14 protein-coding genes are annotated in these 18,862 nt (G+C 33.6%); 8 read left to right on the top strand and 6 right to left on the bottom strand.

Annotated elements, in window-relative coordinates:
* Positions 1-50 precede the first annotated feature (50 nt).
* On the bottom strand, positions 51-1,070 hold the full coding sequence (locus ACWJKS_RS04625) for an ABC transporter substrate-binding protein (RefSeq protein ID WP_216302881.1): 1,020 nt from the start codon (positions 1,068-1,070) through the stop codon (positions 51-53).
* A gap of 339 nt (positions 1,071-1,409) precedes the next feature.
* Here ACWJKS_RS04625 and ACWJKS_RS04620 point away from each other — a divergent pair, with 339 nt between their 5' ends.
* From ACWJKS_RS04620 to ACWJKS_RS04590, 7 genes are all read left to right on the top strand, one after another.
* Positions 1,410-2,453 (top strand): ABC transporter permease, encoded by a 1,044-nt coding sequence (locus ACWJKS_RS04620; protein WP_462961044.1) that lies wholly within the window; start codon positions 1,410-1,412, stop codon positions 2,451-2,453.
* On the top strand, positions 2,423-3,328 hold the full coding sequence (locus ACWJKS_RS04615) for an ABC transporter permease (protein ID WP_462960539.1): 906 nt from the start codon (positions 2,423-2,425) through the stop codon (positions 3,326-3,328). Before ACWJKS_RS04620 ends, ACWJKS_RS04615 begins: the two co-directional genes overlap by 31 nt.
* A gap of 75 nt (positions 3,329-3,403) precedes the next feature.
* Positions 3,404-4,963 (top strand): ABC transporter substrate-binding protein, encoded by a 1,560-nt coding sequence (locus tag ACWJKS_RS04610; protein WP_462960538.1) that lies wholly within the window; start codon positions 3,404-3,406, stop codon positions 4,961-4,963.
* A gap of 75 nt (positions 4,964-5,038) precedes the next feature.
* Positions 5,039-6,049: an ABC transporter ATP-binding protein gene (locus tag ACWJKS_RS04605; RefSeq protein ID WP_462960537.1), complete on the top strand. Its 1,011-nt coding sequence runs from the start codon at positions 5,039-5,041 to the stop codon at positions 6,047-6,049.
* Between the two features lie 6 nt (positions 6,050-6,055).
* Positions 6,056-6,958 carry an ATP-binding cassette domain-containing protein gene (locus ACWJKS_RS04600; protein ID WP_462960536.1) on the top strand — a complete coding sequence of 301 codons (903 nt, stop codon included), beginning with the start codon at positions 6,056-6,058 and terminating at the stop codon, positions 6,956-6,958.
* A gap of 87 nt (positions 6,959-7,045) precedes the next feature.
* Positions 7,046-7,675, top strand: coding sequence for an ABC transporter ATP-binding protein (locus ACWJKS_RS04595; RefSeq protein ID WP_462960535.1), 630 nt, complete (start codon positions 7,046-7,048; stop codon positions 7,673-7,675).
* Positions 7,676-7,677: 2 nt separating this feature from the next.
* Entirely contained in the window at positions 7,678-8,448 is a 771-nt protein-coding gene (locus ACWJKS_RS04590; protein ID WP_462960534.1) for an ABC transporter permease, read from the top strand.
* Positions 8,449-8,551: 103 nt separating this feature from the next.
* Here ACWJKS_RS04590 and ACWJKS_RS04585 read toward each other — a convergent pair whose 3' ends face one another.
* The 3 genes from ACWJKS_RS04585 to ACWJKS_RS04575 form a co-directional block, all read right to left on the bottom strand.
* Complete coding sequence (locus ACWJKS_RS04585; RefSeq protein WP_462960533.1) at positions 8,552-10,462, bottom strand: family 20 glycosylhydrolase; 1,911 nt, start codon at positions 10,460-10,462, stop codon at positions 8,552-8,554.
* A gap of 170 nt (positions 10,463-10,632) precedes the next feature.
* Positions 10,633-12,624 (bottom strand): glycosyl hydrolase family 18 protein, encoded by a 1,992-nt coding sequence (locus tag ACWJKS_RS04580; RefSeq protein WP_462960532.1) that lies wholly within the window; start codon positions 12,622-12,624, stop codon positions 10,633-10,635.
* Positions 12,625-12,827: 203 nt separating this feature from the next.
* On the bottom strand, positions 12,828-15,023 hold the full coding sequence (locus ACWJKS_RS04575) for a glycosyl hydrolase family 18 protein (RefSeq protein WP_462960531.1): 2,196 nt from the start codon (positions 15,021-15,023) through the stop codon (positions 12,828-12,830).
* 180 nt (positions 15,024-15,203) lie between these two features.
* Between ACWJKS_RS04575 and ACWJKS_RS04570 the strand changes: the two genes are divergently transcribed.
* Positions 15,204-16,697: a hypothetical protein gene (locus ACWJKS_RS04570; RefSeq protein WP_462959674.1), complete on the top strand. Its 1,494-nt coding sequence runs from the start codon at positions 15,204-15,206 to the stop codon at positions 16,695-16,697.
* 155 nt (positions 16,698-16,852) lie between these two features.
* Here ACWJKS_RS04570 and ACWJKS_RS04565 read toward each other — a convergent pair whose 3' ends face one another.
* On the bottom strand, positions 16,853-17,068 hold the full coding sequence (locus ACWJKS_RS04565; protein WP_462960530.1) for a hypothetical protein: 216 nt from the start codon (positions 17,066-17,068) through the stop codon (positions 16,853-16,855).
* A gap of 361 nt (positions 17,069-17,429) precedes the next feature.
* On the bottom strand, positions 17,430-18,845 hold the full coding sequence (gene gndA, locus ACWJKS_RS04560) for an NADP-dependent phosphogluconate dehydrogenase (protein WP_462960529.1): 1,416 nt from the start codon (positions 18,843-18,845) through the stop codon (positions 17,430-17,432).
* Positions 18,846-18,862: the final 17 nt, after the last annotated feature.

Raw genomic sequence — 18,862 nt, 5'->3', positions numbered from 1 at the left:
TAGGGCTTTTTAATAATATAATATTTAAAAGTCCTAGGGGCCCATCTTTTTTAGTTGCTTGTAAATATATCTTTATATTTATCTAAAATCATCTGTTTATTTTCTTTAAGCCATGCTTCGTCATCCTTTATTACCTTAATTTTATCTAATGGTTTAAGCCCTTCAGCCGCTGGAGCATCTTTTCTAACTGAACGTCTATTTAATTTATTAGCTACTAAAGTCTGTCCTTCCTTACTAGTTACATAATCAATGAATTTCTTAGCATTTCCCATGTTTTTAGCACCTTTTATAATAACGACACCATCTGCTTTAGCAATAGTACCCTCTTTAGGGTAAACTATTTCAACTGGCGCTCCATCTTTTACATACTTTGCAGCAGCTTCTTCAAATGTTAATCCTACAGTATATTCTCCATCACCTACACCTTTATAAACGGCTGAAGAACCACTTAATAGTTTACCATCTAAATTTTTTGTTAATGCTTTTTCATAATCCCAACCCTTTTCTGGATCTCCATTTCCCATAGCATATAAATGATTTATTACCTGTTCAAAAGCTGAAGAAGATTTCGATGGATCTGCATTAGCTATTTTTCCTTTTAACTCAGGATTTAATAGATCTTGGAAACCTTCTACCTTTATCTTTCCTATAAGGTTTTTATTGATCATAATTACACTTGGTATAGCAGTAAATCTTGTTATTTGACCATCTTTATTTTTATAATCATCATAAACATCTTTTTCATTTATAGATTGATATTTTTCAAATAAATCCTTCTTTGGTTCTAGAGTAGACAATGAGCCTCCCCATAGAATATCGCCTAATGGGTTTTCTCCTTCTGCTTCCACTCTCTTTAAGAGTTCTCCTGTTCCTGCTGCTACAACCTCAACCTTAATTCCTGTCCGGTTTTCAAATTCATTAACTACTGGGTCGATAAATTCTATTGGATGTGGTGAATAAACAGTTAATTTATCCGATGCTTTTGGGGCTGTTGTCTCATTTTTTGATCCACATGCGCTTAAAGATAACATCATAAAAGATGCCAATAAAATTGATACTGCTTTTTTCATTAATTAATCCCCCATTTCTTCATGTAAACGTTTTGTTATTGATTAAATGTTATCATAACATCTACTTGTCAACAATACCTAAAAACAGGAATAATATACTTAAAAATGAACACGTAATTTTATATATTCATTTCAATATAATATATAAAATGATTTTATTTGACTAAATTAGAAATATAATATAGACTAAATATGCAAGACGAATCTTGCCTCTTTATTTAGAAGAATAATTTTTTATAGTAAAAATTTATTTCTAAAATTTAATAACTATTAAAATTAAACCACGAAGGTTTCGACTCTTTTCTTTTTTGAAGAAGGAGCTGAATTTTCGTGGTTCTTATGTTATTTATGTTATTTAGGAAAGGATCGAATGTTATGAATAATGTGATTTACATAGAAAAAAAAATAGTACAGTTCATCTTTGTTATATTTCTGCTGTCTATCATTGTCTTTTATATGGCAAGGTTATCACCTGGAGATCCTTTAATGTCTTATTATGGCGAAGGCGTTGAAAGGATGAATACTACACAAAAACTGGATGCAATGAAAAAGCTCGGATTAAACGACCCTATATATAGGCAATATATTAGCTGGTTAGCAAATGCGGCTCATGGTGAATATGGTATATCTTACAAATATAAGCAGAACGTTACGACAGTAATTAAAGATGTTTATATAAATACAATTATACTAGGGGGGCTTGCTTATATATTAACCTTTTTATTTGCTCTACTTTTAGGAATTTTTTGCACCTTACATGAGGACAAGCTCATAGATAAAGTTATTTGCAAAATAGGTGTTATAACCACTTGTATTCCATCGTTTTGGGTATCTCTTATACTGATTTTAATTTTTAGTATTAATTTAGAGATATTACCTTCAAGTGGTGCCTATGGGCTGGGGCAATCCAGCAACATTGGAAGTCGAGTAGAGCATCTTCTACTTCCTTTAATTGTTCTGATATTGAGTCACCTTTGGTATTACACATACATGATTAGAAATAAATTAGTAGAAGAAACCAGACAAGATTATGTGTTATTATGCAAAGTTAAGGGTTTAAGTAAAAAGAAAATTGTATATAAACATTGTTTAAAAAATATTATGCCATCTTGTATTAGTATTATGTCAATATCCGTTTCTCATATTTTAGGAGGAACTTATGTGGTAGAAAAAGTTTTTTCTTATCCTGGACTTGGCTCTTTATCCTTTGAGAGCGCTAAATATCATGATTATAATATGCTGATGGTACTTTGCTTAATAACAGGGATATTGGTGGTTTTCGTAAATATGTTAGCACAAGTAATTAATGATAAAATAGATCCAAGAATGAAACATGATCGGGGTGAGAATTGTTGGAAAGACAATATAGGGACTTTAAAATAGTTGGAGAAAATTATGTTCCAGAAACGATAAAAGTAGCTAAAAGAAAAAGCTTTAAAAAACACATAAACGAAAGACCTTATATCTCAATAGGAATGTTACTTACAATCATCCTTGGATGTATTTTTTACGGGATAATAACGAAAGTTGATCCTTCTTATATGCACCTAGGTAATATTAATGTAGCTCCTAACAGCAACTTTTATTTCGGCACAGATTCTTTAGGAAGAAATATTTTTACTATGATTTGGTATGGTGGTAGAATCTCTTTGTTTATCGGGGTATTAGCTACGATCATATCAACTACAATCGCAATTGTAGTTGGAAGCCTCAGTGGTGTTGCATCTGAATTAGTAGATGATATTATGATGCGTTTTACTGAAATCGCACTTAGTATACCATCGATTTTGGCCATGATTTTCATTCAAGCAATGATAGGACAAGCAAATCCAGTATCCCTCTCCATTGTAATTGGGCTTACTAGTTGGATGAACATTTCTAAGATTGTACGAAGTGAAGTAAGGCAAATTAGAAATAGTGGTTATATTTTAGCAACGAAATGTGCTGGAGGTAAATTTTTTTATATTTTAAAAAAGCATCTGCTACCAAATTTCATTTCATCAATAATGTTTATGGTGGTTATTAATATTGGAAGTGCCATTGCAATAGAATCAACTTTGAGTTTTTTAGGGATTGGACTTCCACTTGAAATTATTTCATGGGGTAGTATGCTCTCCCTTTCGGAAAAGGCATTGTTATCAAATTATTGGTGGATTATCTTGATTCCGGGTATATTTTTAGTGGTTACATTGGTTTGCATAACGAATATAGGCAACTATGTAAGGAAGGAAAACAATAAAGAATTTAGTAATTTATAAAGATATAAAGCATCAATATTTCTAATATAAATATTGATGCTTTATATAAAACAATAAATATTAAGGAGAAAAATTATGCAATTAAAAAAACAGATGATTTTAGGAGTGGCGCTGATTATGAGCATGGTTTTATTGGTAGGCTGTGGCGGTGATAGTGGTGCTGATAAGAAAACAGCATCGAATGAAAAGGTTTTAGTTTATGGAAGTGGTGATTATTCAAGTATTAATCCCGCATTATATGAACATGGAGAAATTAATTCCCTGATTTTTAGTGGACTTACGACTCATGACAAAAACAATAAGATTGTTCCAGGACTTGCAAAAATTTGGGAATATGATAAAACTGCAAAAACATATACCTTTACATTAAGAAATGATGTTAAATGGCATGACAATGAACCTTTTTCGGCAGAGGATGTGAAATTTACTTTAGATACAATTATGGATCCTAAAAATGCTTCAGAAATAGCCTCCAACTATGAAGATATTACCAATATTAAAGTGGTAGACAAGACTACGGTAAAAATAACTTTAAAGGCACCAAATATTGCGATGCTGGATTATTTGACAATTGGTATTTTACCTAAGCACCTCTTAGAAGGAAAAGATATTGCAACAGATAAATTTAATCAATTTCCAATCGGAACTGGTCCATTTAAAATGGAGAGCTGGGATAAAGGACAAAGTATTACTCTTGTAAAAAATAAAGATTTCTATGTAAAAGAACCACAAATTGATAAAGTGGTCTTTAAAATTATAGAGGATACAAAGGCAAGAGCCCTGCAATTAAAATCCGGAGAATTGGATTTAGCGCAGGTTACACCACATGATGCGGGTCAACTTCAAAGTAATAAGGATCTTGTTGTCTATGATATGAAAACATCAGACTACAGAGGAATTATGTATAATTTTAATAGTCCCTTATTTAAGTTAAATCCAGAACTGCCCAATGCCTTAAGTTACGCTATTGATCGATTAGCTATTTTGGACAGTGTTCTATTAGGACAGGGTAAAGTAGCATATTCACCCCTTCAGGCCGGAGAATATAACAATCCTGATATGGAAGAATTTAATTATAATCCTAAAAAAGCGAAGCAAGAGCTTGAAAAAGCGGGCTGGAAGCTTGGCAAGGACAAAATATATGAAAAGAACAATAAGAAAATATCATTTACTGTCAACTGCAATGAAGGAGACCAGGTTAGAGTTGATATGGCGAACGTTTGTGCTCAACAGTTTAAAGCAATTGGGGTTGATATGAAGGTTGCGCTGCAGCCAAAAATCGATTGGGAGAATCAAGACGCATTCCTGATTGGCTGGGGAAGTCCATTTGATCCGGACGATCATACTTATAAAGTGTTTGTAACAGGTAAAGGTAGTAATTTCAACAGCTATTCAAATGCCAAAGTTGATGAGTTATTACAGAAAGCAAGAGAAACTGATGTCGAAGCTGAAAGATTAAAATATTACAAAGAATTCCAAATTGAATTAGCTAAAGATATGCCATATACATTTATCACATACATCGATGCCTTATATGTTGCAAAACCTAATATAAAAGGGATTACCCCAGAAACAGTATTAGGCCACCATGGCGTCGGAATATTCCGGAATATTACAGACTGGACAATTCAGTAGAAAATTAAAAAAATAAAGAGAAACTACAAAGGCGCCATAATGTTGTTTTGTGGTTATTAATGAATAGGAGCGAATATGGACAATTTGTTAGAAGTAAATAATTTAGTCGTAAGCTTTTCAACTAAAGCGGGTGAAGTGAAGGTGGTTAGAGATGTTTCTTTTTCTCTGAAAAAAGGAGAAGTTTTAGCGATACTTGGAGAATCAGGATCTGGAAAATCAGTATTATGTAAAAGCATTTTACGCATACTTCCCGAAAATGGCTGTATAAAAAGTGGAGAAGTTATTCTTAATGGAGAGAACATAACAAATTTATCGGAAAAATCTATGAATAAGGTGAGAGGCAAGGACATATCTATGGTATTTCAAGATTCTACGACTTCTTTAAATCCCACTATGTCTATTGGCAAACAGATCATGGAAGCGGTACTCATTCATCAAAAAATTAGCAAAAGGGAAGCGAAAAGGAAAAGCATAGAATTGATGGAACTTGTTGGGATAGGTCATGCAGAAAAAAGATTTAATCAGTATCCGTATCATTTCTCTGGGGGAATGATACAACGAAGTGTTATTGCAATAGCACTGGCCTGTAGCCCTGAGGTATTAATTGCTGATGAACCAACCACTGCTTTAGATGTAACTATCCAAGCACAAATATTAGATCTTATTCAAGAGTTACAAGTAAAAACTGGTATATCAATCATATTTATCACGCATGATTTAGGTGTTGTTGCAAATATTGCCCAAAGAATTGCAATTATGTATGCAGGTAAATTTGTTGAGATTGGCACAGCTAAAGATATTTTTTATGATCCAAGGCATCCCTATACTTGGGGATTAATGTCCTCTTTACCTAAAATTGATTCTGATGAGGAATTTTTGAATTTCATACCAGGAATGCCACCTAATTTACTGAACCTGCCAAAGGGTGATGCTTTTGCGGTGAGAAACAAATATGCTTTGAAGATGGATTATCTAGCTGAATCACCAATGTTTAAAATCAGTGATACACATAGTGCTGCAACTTGGCTTTTACACAAAGATGCGCCAAAAATAAATTCCCCATTAAATTTGAGAAATGTGAAGTGATATGAAATGAAAACCGAAAAAATATTGGAAGTGAGAAATTTAAAGCAATATTTCAAATTAGACAAAAATACTTTAATTAAAGCAGTTGATGATATATCTTTTGAAATTTATAAAGGAGAAATATTTGGCTTGGTGGGTGAATCCGGTTCCGGTAAATCAACTACTGGCAGAAGCATTATTAATATCCATAAGCCAACAGAGGGAGAAATCTATTATAGGGGAAATCTTATATCAGATCCTAAAATTTACAGAGCTCAAAAGAGACTTATAAATAGAAATATGCAAATTATATTTCAAGATTCAACATCATCTCTAAATTCACGGATGACTATAAAAGAAATTATTGAGGAACCTCTTATAATCCAAAAAGTGTATAAGGAGAAAGAAGAACGCATGGATAAAGTTTATAAGCTTATGAACTTGGTAGGCCTTGATAAAATCTATAAAGACTATTATCCATTTGAATGCTCAGGCGGACAGAGACAACGTGTAGGAATTGCACGAGCGCTTAGTCTTGATCCGGAATTCATCATTGCTGATGAACCAATTGCATCTTTAGATGTTTCAATTCAAGCTCAAATTATCAATTTATTTAAAAAGCTTCAAAGAGAAAATGGTATGACGTGTTTATTTATTTCACATGACTTATCAATGGTAAGGTATGTCTGCAACCGAGTAGGGGTTATGTATCATGGAAAAATTGTTGAACTCGCTGAAACTTGCGAATTATATCGCAATCCAATTCATCCTTATACTAAGGCACTGTTTTCATCAATACTTGTCCCTGATCCAGCTTGTGCAGAAAATAGAACCCGTATCAAGTATAATCCGATTATAGATGTTCATTTAGAAGAAAAAGGTCAGTTGGTAGAAGTATCAGAAGGTCACTTTGTATATTGTTGCATTTAATTTTATCCAGTGATATTCTTAATTGATAAACTTGTTATCGAATTTGTATATCTATTTTAGATATTATTTTTTTGGAGGTCATTTTTAATGAATGAATTATTATTTCAAGCAAGCAATCTTATTTACAAATCCAATTTAACTTATAATGACGTAAAAGTTCAAAAGGGAATGATTAATTTTATCGTTGGGGAAAGTGGATGTGGCAAAAGCACTTTTTTAAAACTGTTAAACCAATCTATAACCCCAATATCTGGTGGATTATTATATAAAGGTACACCAATTGGTGCATATGACCCTATTGCTCTAAGACGTGAAGTAAGCCTAGTTTCTCAAGATGTTTTCCTTTTTGATGAAAACATAATAGACAATTTTAAAACCTTTTATTCACTAAGACAAAAAACTATGCCTAGCTTAGAATATATTACCTACATTACCGATCTTTGCTGCGTAAATGTTCCACTTGACCAAAATACATCTACCCTTTCTGGTGGAGAACGTCAAAGAGTTTATATATCAATTTTTTTATCATTATGTCCTGAGATTATATTACTCGACGAGCCAACTTCAGCATTAGATGAAAAAAACAGTCATGAAATGATGATAAATATAATAAATTTCTGCAAAGCAAAAAACATTGAAATTGTAATTGTAAGCCACAATAAAACTATTGTTGATGAGTTTTGTGAAAATAAAGTTGAAATAGTTAAGGAGGCATAAATATGAAAGGAGCAGTACAGCTAAGTATTTTCCAATTTTCACTTATTTATTTACTTCTAATTATAGTGCTCATAATTATGAAAAAATCAAAGGTTAATCAAACAAAACTTCTTATAGTTGCAAGTTTAAGAATGACAGTTCAACTTGTAATTGTGGGTTATATACTTCAATATGTCTTTAGTAATCCAAAGCCTATATTTACTATAATTTTTTTAGTAATTATGATAGTATTTTCTATTGATAGAGTAATTAAAAGTAAAAAAGACTTAAATCACAATTTCAAAATTGCAATAGGAGCTTCTTTAACATTTTCGGGCCTTTTTATTCTAGTCTTTTTTGTAACTGTAGTTGTTGGTAAATCCATATTCAACCCTCAATACACTATACCTTTAGCTGGTATGATTATTGGTAACTCTATGACGGGAGTAAACATTGCAATAAAAACCTTTATGGATGATATAAGCAAAGAAAAAAATAAAATTAATACTTTACTCAATTTAGGAGTGGAGCCTAGAGATATTTTAAAGCCTTTTGCTAATAATGCTTTAGAAACCGCCTTAATTCCTACAATGAATTCCATGCTAGGAATGGGAATAATTTTTTTACCGGGAATGATGACAGGACAGATGTTGTCAGGTACACTACCTACCACAGCGATTATGTACCAAATAGCCATTATGATTGCAGTTTGTACTTCTGTTTGTATAACAGTTTTTTTATCCCTAAACTTAGGTTATAAGTCTTTATACAATAATAGGAAACAGTTCTTATAGAATGACATTTCAGAAGATGATTATATAATAAAAGCTGTGAAATTAATTTCACAGCTTTTATTATATGATTTTTGGAGAATCATCGCTCTGTTTGAATCTATCATCAACTGTGTAACTTTGTATCGTATTTTCGCAGGATGGAGCAGATTTGCCAAACAAATTCTTTTATTCGATACAATTCACTCTCGCGGCTGACAGTCCTCCACTCCGTACAGTAATCCATCAGCCAATATTCTAGCTTACTAGCCAATTCATAAGGAGTATCCAGTGGCTGTACATCCTGAGCATACTCACGCTTTTTAATTATCAGCGTCAACTCCTGCATAAGTGCTACACCACGAGCAGCAAGATAATACTCTAGCATTTCTTCTTGGCGTTCTGCATATGAACCACTATCATTTTGTTTAAGGAAATTTATGATTTCGCTGCATTTGGTAACTGCACCCTTAAGCTGATTCTCTGAAACCAACATCATTTCATTTTTAGCTTTTTCATATAGCGAGGTTCCACGATCATTGTAGGTCTGGTTGTACACCTTATAATCCCTGAAAAATGCCATATCGTTAAAAGTAATTATATCTTGACGAGAAAGTTCACGTAACAGCCCTACCAGATTTTTCCCGCGATCTTCATATTCAACCAGTGAAATAGCCTTGTCTATGGTGCTAAAATCCCTGTCGTCCTCAACGTTCCAACCCTGTGCTGCGCCATAAATCATGCAGGGAATGGCAAGCGCCGGCATATTAATATGTCCACAATCTCCCCAGTCTGTATTCAAAAATCCCACCGCATGATACTGATTACCTAACTTTGCCATCTCTCTTATATTAGTAAAACTCATGTCATATGCATTCACCAACCTACTGTAACCTGATACACTAGGACATACATATTGCTTCAAACCGATATCTGCAAAAATTTTAACAACTTCTTCCTTAGCACCATAATTGTAATACCAGTTAAGGCAAGTAACTTGCGAATTAAGTTTACCCATCTGTTCGTGATGATTCTGCAGAATATCACCCCAAATCATTACCTTTTTTCCCTTACTTTGAAGATATTCCACTAACCTATTCACATAAGAAAGATACATCTCTCCGTAAACCATTCCCTTTGCCATAGGAGCACTCTTCCCCTTACCCAAATCAAATGTTTCATCGCAACAAATGTTTATTTTATCACTGCGAAACAATGGCATGTATTGGTCAAGAATTCCTGTGATAAGAGCAAAACTATCGGGGTCAGACACATTAATGATATGGTATCTCATACGGTTATACCAAGTAAATGCCTCACCCTGACCGGTATTCATTTCTCTGTATTTACCAAAGCTCTCTGAACGGAGTAAATCATACAAATGTCCAAATGATGCTATGCAAGGTACCAGTTCAATGCCTCTTTTATTGCAGTAAGAATCTAGTTCCAAAATTTCTTCCGGAGTAAAAGGATCAGTCTGCGACCAAATTTCCTCAAATCCATCTAGTCGTAAACAGTTTTCCATATACAGTTGAAGTTGATTGATTTTATACAAGGACAACCGATCAACCAGCACTTTCAGACTGTTCATAGTAGGCACCCTTCCGCGGCTAACATCAAGCATATATCCTCTGTTTGAATAAGATGGTTCATCTTCAATATCTGTGCATCCAATTTCCGCACGTGATATCTTGCATAGCTGAATTAGCGTAGCTACTCCATACAGGAATCCGCGGCTTGAACAGGCGGTAATTGTAATTTTATTTGATCTCACACTCAGCAAATAAGCTTCTTTTCTTGTGTCTATATTGTCATATTGAAAGCAAATGCAGTTTTCATAAAGATCCCCTGCACTCCGCAACACTTTTTTAATAGGAAGCGTAATTGCGATAACCTTTTTAATTTCCTGCTGTAACATCTTCGCCGTTTCCAAATCGTTATCATCCAATGCCACATCTAACACAATGGCAGTATTGTGACCTATCAAAAATATTCCTTCGCGTTCTATGACTTTGCGTGGCAATGGGATCAAATACATGCCGATTCCCCCTTCTTATATTATAATCTTTTGTATTCAAATTATTAAAATATAAAAAAATATATATATATACTATTATATACATATATAACTTTAATGTGATGATTACGAACATGTATTATATTTGTGAACCTCTCCCCTAAATCAATGATTATAGAGGGAGGTTGTGACTATTTAGGATTTGATACAGTATAGTTGAATTCATCAGATACTGTAGCACCTGCATCATTAACAAGTTCTGCCTTATACACATAAGTTCCTCTCGCTTTCCCTTTAAATGATACGGAATCCATTTGGGCATTTGAACCATTTATCACCAATGGTTTCGTTGAAATTAGAACTCCATTCTCATATAGCCTCCAAGAAGTACCATTCTCTCCCCACCACATGTTCATAATAATTTTATACTCAGAACTACCGTCCCAGTTATCTTGACTTAAGGTTGGTACACCTGGCAATTTGCCCACTACTTTTGGAACGGTTACTGATACTTTATTTGATATAAGTGATGATGTTCCATAGGTTACTACTACTGTATAATCATAAGTACCTGGTGACTTATCTGTACTATCATATACTATTGTTTGTGTTGTAGTTTGTCCTGCTACTAATTTACCCGTTGTTAATTGCTTCGTACCTTCCATTACAGCATATGAAGTTGCGGTATTATTAGTTGGAACTATTGCTGTTAGTTTATATGCTCCATCGCTTACCGCTCCTGCTGTTAAAGTTGCTGCTTGTAGTTTATTTACTACTTCCGGCAGCACTATTACAGTTACTTGATTTGATGTAATTGTTTTTGTTCCATCAGAAAGTTCTATTGTGTAATCATACGTTCCGGGTTTTTTATTAGCAACTTGCTGAGTTAATGTTACTTCTGAAGTTTGAGGCGTTATTTTACCACTTGTAATTACTCCTATATTATCTATAAATTTATAAGAACTAGCAGTATTATATCCTGGTACTTCAGCCATCAATGTAAAGCTACCATTAGCTACTGCACTTGATGAAATAATTGCTTCCTTTAATGAATAAACTGGGTTAACTATTTCGTCAAAATATGCACGATAATTAGTTGAAAACTCATAATTACTTTTAGCATCCCAATTGACTGACCAAGACATTAAACCTCGAAATCCTGGATAGCCCTTTGCGTTTGAAATTTTATATTTACCCCCAAAAGGAATTCCTTTCATTATATAATCTAATGCCTTTTTCATTTCTGTAGGATTTATGTATCCACCGCTCGGGGCTGCTAATGAGCATGCTGGCAATCCTATCATCACTTGTTCTTCTCTTAATGCTGGAAATACATTACTAGAATTCCCTCCTATTGGAAATCCGTGAAGTAACATATCTGCCATAGCTACTTCATAGTCAGCTGTACCTTGCTTATAATTTAAACCATCCATTCCAGCTCCACTACCAGCATTGTAATGTTGCACATGAATATAAGTTAATTTATCTTTTACACCATAAATAATTGGCAAGTAAGCACCCCATATGTTTCCATAAGAACTATAACCACCTTGAACGTATGCAGTTTCAGGCGCCATACTTAATATAAAATTAGGACCATAATAATCTGAAATAGTTCTTAATCCCGTAATAAGATTTACAATTTGTGGTGTGCTTGGATTTTTAAAGTCAGTATCTCCAGCATTCATCGAAATGCCTGACTCTAGATCAACATCAACTCCATCAAAACCATATTTATCTATTACGGCCTCCACAGAATTAATAAATTTTTGTTTTGCAGTAGCATCTGGTACTAGCACTACACCATTTTGTCCACCTATTGAAAGCACAACCTTCTTTCCCTTGCTTTGCAAATATGCGATGTCAGACTTAAATTCTGCCTCTGTGCCATAGCAAGGCGAAAACTCAACTACAGCCCGATCTACATTTGTTTCACCAAAAGATATATTTAAAACATCCCATTTAGTTGAAACATCTCTAAGTTTAACTATCCCTGTTCCATTATCAAAGTTATGCCAATACCCTACAAGTAGTTTTGAACCAGAGATCGGTTTTACTACAGGCACTATTACTGACTTAATTTCTTTAATCGTTTTAGCCTCTACATTTGATGTTATCCCTACAGCTATGATCACCATTAGAGCTGCCATAGTTATACATGAAATAATTTTAGTTCCTTTCATTAATAATCCTCCTAACATATTTTGTAACTAGTTGTCTTAGTTGGATTCAATTCGACCCGCTTGTTAATAGAAAAGGGACTGCCTTTTCTATTGTTTTTAAGGCAGTCCCTTTAATAATTATGCTGTTTTTGTTGTCATAAATCCGCTACTGTACTTTATGATATAACTGCTAATTTTAAGGAATAACCTAGATTGACTATTTACTATCTTACAGTATAGTTGAATTCATCAGATACTGTAATACCTGCATCATTAACAAGTTCTGCCTTATACACATAAGTTCCTCTTGCTTTCCCTTTAAATGATACGGAATCTGTTTGGGCATTTAAGACACTTGCTACTAATGGTTTAGTTGAAATTAGTACTCCATTCTCATATAGCCTCCAAGAAGTACCATTTTCTCCCCACCACATGTTCATAATTATTTTATAATCTGAACTACTATCCCAGTTATCTTGAGTTAAGCTTGGTTTAGCTGGCAATTTGCCCACTACTTTTGGAACGGTTACTGATACTTTATTTGATATAAGTGATGATGTTCCATCGGTTACTACTACTGTATAATCATAAGTACCTGGTGCCTTATCTGTACTATCATATACTATTGCTTGTGTTGTAGTTTGTCCTACTACTAATTTACCCGTTGTTAATTGCTTCGTACCTTCCATTACAGCATATGAAGTTGCTGTATTATTAATTGGGACTGTTGCTGTTAGTTTATATGCTCCATTGCTTACCGCTCCTGCTGTTAAAGTTGCTGCTTGTAGTTTATTTACTACTGGTGGTAGCACTATTACAGTTACTTGATTTGATGTAATGCTTTTTGTTCCATCAGAAAGTTCTACTATGTAATCATACGTTCCTGGTTCCTTACCTGTGCTATCATATACTATTGTTTGTGTTGTAGTTTGTCCTGCTACTAATGTACCATTTGTTATAGTCTTCGCACCTTCCATTATAGTATATGAAGTTGCTGTATTATTAGCTGGGACTATTGCTGTTAGTTTATATGCTCCATTGCTTACCGCTCCTGCTGTTAAAGTTGCTGCTTGTAGTTTATTTACTACGGGGGTACTCATTTTATTCCATGCTATGGTTGTCATTGGAGATCCTTTTGATAAATCATCATCAGAAGCATCCCAAATAAATACTCCACCATAGCCATTGGCATTTACATAATCACATCTATCACTTAATGTCTTTTCATCTTCATAAGTTAAAAATTCACCCTTTGATGCATTATATAAATATACTGCATTTGCTTTAGTATCATAGTATTTATTCCAACCTGGGGTAGTTTCTAGTTGCTTTAATATAAACCATGGTTCTTGTCCACCTGGTGAGGATGCATTATCTAAAGATCCCGCAGAAGCTCCAGTTGCACTTTGATATAACCCATCTCCGTTTGGTCCTGGTTTAACACCTTTCCAACCTCTTGAATATAATGGTGATCCCATATTAAGCTTTGATGGAGAAATTTTATAAATATCTCTATAAGCCTTCATTGCATAATCTGAATTATATTTATTCTTCAAATCTGTTGGGGTTGTACCTGATGGATCCTCAGGGTTAACATATAATGCTGCCTGATGATTCGTAGTTAGTTCCCATGCACCATGAATGTCATAAGTCATAACATTCATGTAATCAAGATATTGTTCATATTTAGATGGTTCTACTAATGCCATCTTATCATAACCTGCTCCAGCTGCTACAGTTAACATTTTACCTGATAATCCATTTGCATTGTATGCATCCCTTATATCTTTCAATAGTAATGTATAGTTGACTTTATCCTCTGGCCCACCTGGACATCCTTTATCGTATTGATCATTTGGTTCTGCCTTTCTATCTACACCTGGATATTCCCAATCTATATCGATACCATCTATAAATGGATACTGCTTTAAAAATTCAACAACACTATCTGTAAATACTTTTCTAGTTTCTGCCGTCATAGCCATTGCATGAAAATTTTCTCCTCGTGTCCAACCACCAACAGAAATAAGTATCTTCTTATCTGGATATATGCCTTTATAATACTTATACTCTCCTAAACATCCTTTTAGTGGAGAATCCCACCCTCCTGAATGCTCCATTGTCTTCTCATAGTCCGCATAAGTATCTATTGAAGTGATTTTAAAATCTTTATTTATTGAGAAAAATGAATGATTAATTACATTAACTTTTGTCCATGGTATATCCTTCGGTTCCATTGATTGATGAGCAGAGTTGTACATTGCCCAATTAGGGAAATATGTAACTACATTCTTGTGAGCCATTTCTGTTACCGGCTTAATTTCTTTAATCGTTTCAGCTTTCACATTTGTTGTTATCCCTACAGCTATGACCATCAGTGCTGCCATAGTTATACATGAAATAATTTTAGTTCCTTTCATTAATAATCCCCCTCGTATAATAAGAGCTTTCACGGAAACTCCTTAGCTCCTGTGATTACTCATTTTTAGTATCATTAATTTTTGTTGATTCCCCCACTTTTTTTGCATAAAACACTTGACAAGCCTGTAAAATTTTGCGGTCCTCCTCTTAAAGACATGTTTTAATAGGAGGATTATTTTATGCTTAAAAATTGGAGCTCTCATGCTGATTATCAGCAATTTATTATTTTAAATCTCTCATGTTTCTACAAAGCTTTTCCTAAAAAAATTATAGAACTTGAACCTTCTATCTCTAAGTTGTATTGCTTAGACTTAGATATTCTTAGAGAGATATTAAAACCTTATTATTCTAATATTGGTAGACCTGCAACTCTTCAACCTGAGATATTTCGTTCATTTTCTTTAATGCTTTTTCAAAAGGAAACAAGCATTACCAACTGGGTTAAAAAGATTCATGCCTGTGAGTTACTTGCAACCTGTATAGGCTGCACTAAAAATAATGTCCCATCACTTGGTGCTCATTATGATTTTATCTCTAGATTATGGCTTTCAAATCTGTCTACCGACAGGGTAAACCTAAAAAAAATATATTCGTATAAGAAGAAACCCTCTAAAATTAAGGCACCCGGGAAAAATAAAAAGCTTCCTAATAAAAAAACTGGTGTTGTTAAGAGAATTTCAGATTTTTTTGAAGCTGGTCGCTCATTTTCCCTAAGAGCCGAAAGGCTGCTTCAAAAAATATTCTCATTAGTTGCTGTAGAACCCTCTTTTAATCTTAACTTAATAGAAAAAGATAACCTTACAGTTGGCGGCGATGGTACTTGTGTTCACTGTAAGTCTTCTTACTATGGTTCTAAAGTTTGTGACTGCCGTGAAAATGGAATTTACGATTGCAAATGCCCTCGTAGACTTTCTGACATAAATGCTAATTGGGGTTGGGACAGCCATGAAAATCGTTGGTTTTATGGCTACACTCTCTATGCTTTATCTGTCTATAATAAAAAATATAAGATAGATCTACCTATTTATCTACGATTTGTAGAGGCAAGCAGACACGACAGTGTCACTGGAATAGTAGCATTAGCTGAATTTAGAGAACTGTTACCGCAGTTCACTATATCAAATTATGTTCTTGACTCAGCTAATGATAACTACCCTACATATGAATTATGTTCTAAATGGAACATTAATCCCTTTATTGATCTGAACTCCAAAAACAAAGGAAATTCAAAATATCCAGTTACTCTAGATATTAATGAAAAAGGATTTCCTATCTGTATTGGTGGCCATGAAATGGTCTATAACGGTTATGAAAAAAGTCGTTCACGCCTTAAATGGCGTTGCCCTTTAGTTTTAAAAAAGGTTGCTAGTTGCTCTTGCTGTGAACAGTGCTCACCTTCACCTTATGGGCGAGTAATCTACACTAAACCATCATGGGATTTGCGGTTGTTTACTCCTGTGCCTCGCGGCTCAAAACAATGGAAAACTATTTATAAAACTAGAACCTGCTCAGAACGTATAAACAATCGTATTCTAAATGATTATAAAATTCATACTTTACGAATACATGGTAAAAAACGTTATTCATTTATGACTATGATTGCTGGAATTAATATTCATCTAGATGCAAGACTTAAAGTTTCAGGTTTTAGTATTTTAAATTTATTAGAGTAGCTGTTTGACAATTAAGTACTTTTTTCTGAAAATTCCTGCATCGTGTAGGCTTGTTTGCTATACCTATTTTTATTCCTAACTGCTCTCTGAACATAAAATTTATAGCACTATAATGACTCTATACATAATTAAGTTTTACATATTAGTTTCCGTGACTACTCAATAAGATTGCCATACCACAAATTTATGAAAATATCATACTTGCCATCAACATCTGCGCCCCCTTGATTTGCGGATAAGGTTGAAATTCCCGGTATTTCAGAATTTGCAGCAAATGTTATTATTGTTGGAAATAAAATGATCTCAAAAGTTAAAATAACTAATTTTGCTAAAAAGTTTTTAAAACTTTTTTCGACATTTTTATCCTCCATATTCTTATTTTGTAAACTTCCATATTCATTTTTACATATTTGGATAGCTTTGTCAATATAATTACTTTAAATTCCTATCCCAAAGTCTTATATCTACCAATTTATAAGTAGTTCTTTGAGAATTTAGTTGAAATTTCTTGTAAAATGTAATATACTGGCATGCGGAATGTTTTTGAGCATATTCATAAAAACAACAGAAAAATGGACTGCCTTTTCTATTGTTTTTAAGGCAGTCCTTCAATTAAACCTCCTATTACCGTTAATATAATATTTTTACGGTACATATAAAGTGCTAGGCATTATATCGTTTTAACAAAACAAACCTGCAGTCTAAAATATAAACTACAGGTTTTGATATTTATTATTTAGTTTCACTTACCCATTCATGATGGAATGTCCCTTCTTTATCAACTCTTTCAAATGTATGGGCACCAAAATAATCTCTCTGTGCCTGAAGTAAATTTGCTGGGAGATTTGCGCTTCTATAACTATCATAATACATTATTGCACTAGAAAACCCTGGAACTGGCACACCTAAATTTACAGCTGTGGATACTACAAATCGCCAATCCTTTTGATAACTACTAAGGATATTTTTGAAATAAGAATCTAACATTAGATTTTTAATATTAGCATCATTTTCATAGGCAACGTTAATCTTGTTAAGGAACTGAGCGCGAATAATACACCCACCTCTAAATATTTTAGCAATTTCGCCATATTTAAGGTCCCAGTTATATTCTACTGCTGCAGCTTTCATAAGCGCGAATCCCTGTGCATATGAACATATTTTACTTGTATAAAGAGTTCTTCTTACTGATTCTATAAACTCATTTATATCCCCTTCAAATAATTCATCTGGCCCTTTTAGTATATCACTTGCCAACACTCGTTCATCTTTTACTTTCGAAATGCAACGTGCAAAAACAGCCTCTGTTATTGTAGGTATTGGCAGCGCTAAATCTAGAGCGCTTTGACTCGTCCATTTCCCGGTTCCCTTTTGGCTTGCTTTATCTAAAATAATATCAACCATGTGCTTTCCGGACTCATTATCTTTTTGTGCAAATATTTCACTAGTTATTTCCATTAAATAACCATTCAGCTCACCTTTATTCCACTGCACAAACACATCATGAATTTTATCATTAGAAAGTCCAAGAGCTCCTTTTAAAAGTGCATAAGCTTCACAAATAAGCTGCATGTCTGCATACTCAATACCATTATGAACCATCTTTACATAATGTCCTGCCCCATTTGATCCAATATAAGTACAGCATGATTCTCCATCTACTTTTGCAGATATAGCTGTTAAAATTGGTTCTACTATTTTATAAGCATCAATTTGGCCTCCTGGCATAATCGCTGGGCCCTTTAAAGCTCCTTTTTCTCCTCCTGAAACTCCTGCCCCTATAAATTTAAAACCCAAATCTTCAAGTTTCTTACTTCTACGTATTGTATCCATAAAAAATGAATTGCCGCCATCAATTATTATGTCACCCTTTGATATATATGGTATTAATTCTTCTATTGCTTCATCCACAGGCTTTCCTGCTTTAATCATAATCAATATTTTTCTCGGAATTTCAATAGAGTTCACAAACTCTTCTATAGAGTATGTTCCCACAATATTTTTTTCTTTCACCTCTATTAATAACTTATCTGTGGCAATTTTACTTCGATCATAAACCGAAACGGATATTCCCCTGCTTTCAACGTTTATTGCTAAATTTTTACCCATAACACCAACGCCTATAACTCCAAATTGTTGTTTATTCATAAGATAAATTCCCCCTT

The sequence above is a fragment of the Clostridium sp. CM038 genome (assembly GCF_055081105.1).
This window is presented reverse-complemented; position numbering and strand designations above follow the sequence as displayed.

Bases quoted from the DNA above. Each gene is read 5' to 3' on its own strand.
- ACWJKS_RS04565 (WP_462960530.1), bottom strand. From the start codon at position 17,068: ATGGAGGATAAAAATGTCGAAAAAAGTTTTAAAAACTTTTTAGCAAAA.
- gndA (WP_462960529.1), bottom strand. From the start codon at position 18,845: ATGAATAAACAACAATTTGGAGTTATAGGCGTTGGTGTTATGGGTAAA.
- ACWJKS_RS04610 (WP_462960538.1), top strand. From the start codon at position 3,404: ATGCAATTAAAAAAACAGATGATTTTAGGAGTGGCGCTGATTATGAGC.
- ACWJKS_RS04590 (WP_462960534.1), top strand. From the start codon at position 7,678: ATGAAAGGAGCAGTACAGCTAAGTATTTTCCAATTTTCACTTATTTAT.
- ACWJKS_RS04575 (WP_462960531.1), bottom strand. From the start codon at position 15,023: ATGAAAGGAACTAAAATTATTTCATGTATAACTATGGCAGCACTGATG.
- ACWJKS_RS04570 (WP_462959674.1), top strand. From the start codon at position 15,204: ATGCTTAAAAATTGGAGCTCTCATGCTGATTATCAGCAATTTATTATT.
- ACWJKS_RS04625 (WP_216302881.1), bottom strand. From the start codon at position 1,070: ATGAAAAAAGCAGTATCAATTTTATTGGCATCTTTTATGATGTTATCT.
- ACWJKS_RS04585 (WP_462960533.1), bottom strand. From the start codon at position 10,462: ATGTATTTGATCCCATTGCCACGCAAAGTCATAGAACGCGAAGGAATA.
- ACWJKS_RS04600 (WP_462960536.1), top strand. From the start codon at position 6,056: ATGAAAACCGAAAAAATATTGGAAGTGAGAAATTTAAAGCAATATTTC.
- ACWJKS_RS04595 (WP_462960535.1), top strand. From the start codon at position 7,046: ATGAATGAATTATTATTTCAAGCAAGCAATCTTATTTACAAATCCAAT.
- ACWJKS_RS04580 (WP_462960532.1), bottom strand. From the start codon at position 12,624: ATGAAAGGAACTAAAATTATTTCATGTATAACTATGGCAGCTCTAATG.
- ACWJKS_RS04620 (WP_462961044.1), top strand. From the start codon at position 1,410: ATGTTATTTATGTTATTTAGGAAAGGATCGAATGTTATGAATAATGTG.
- ACWJKS_RS04605 (WP_462960537.1), top strand. From the start codon at position 5,039: ATGGACAATTTGTTAGAAGTAAATAATTTAGTCGTAAGCTTTTCAACT.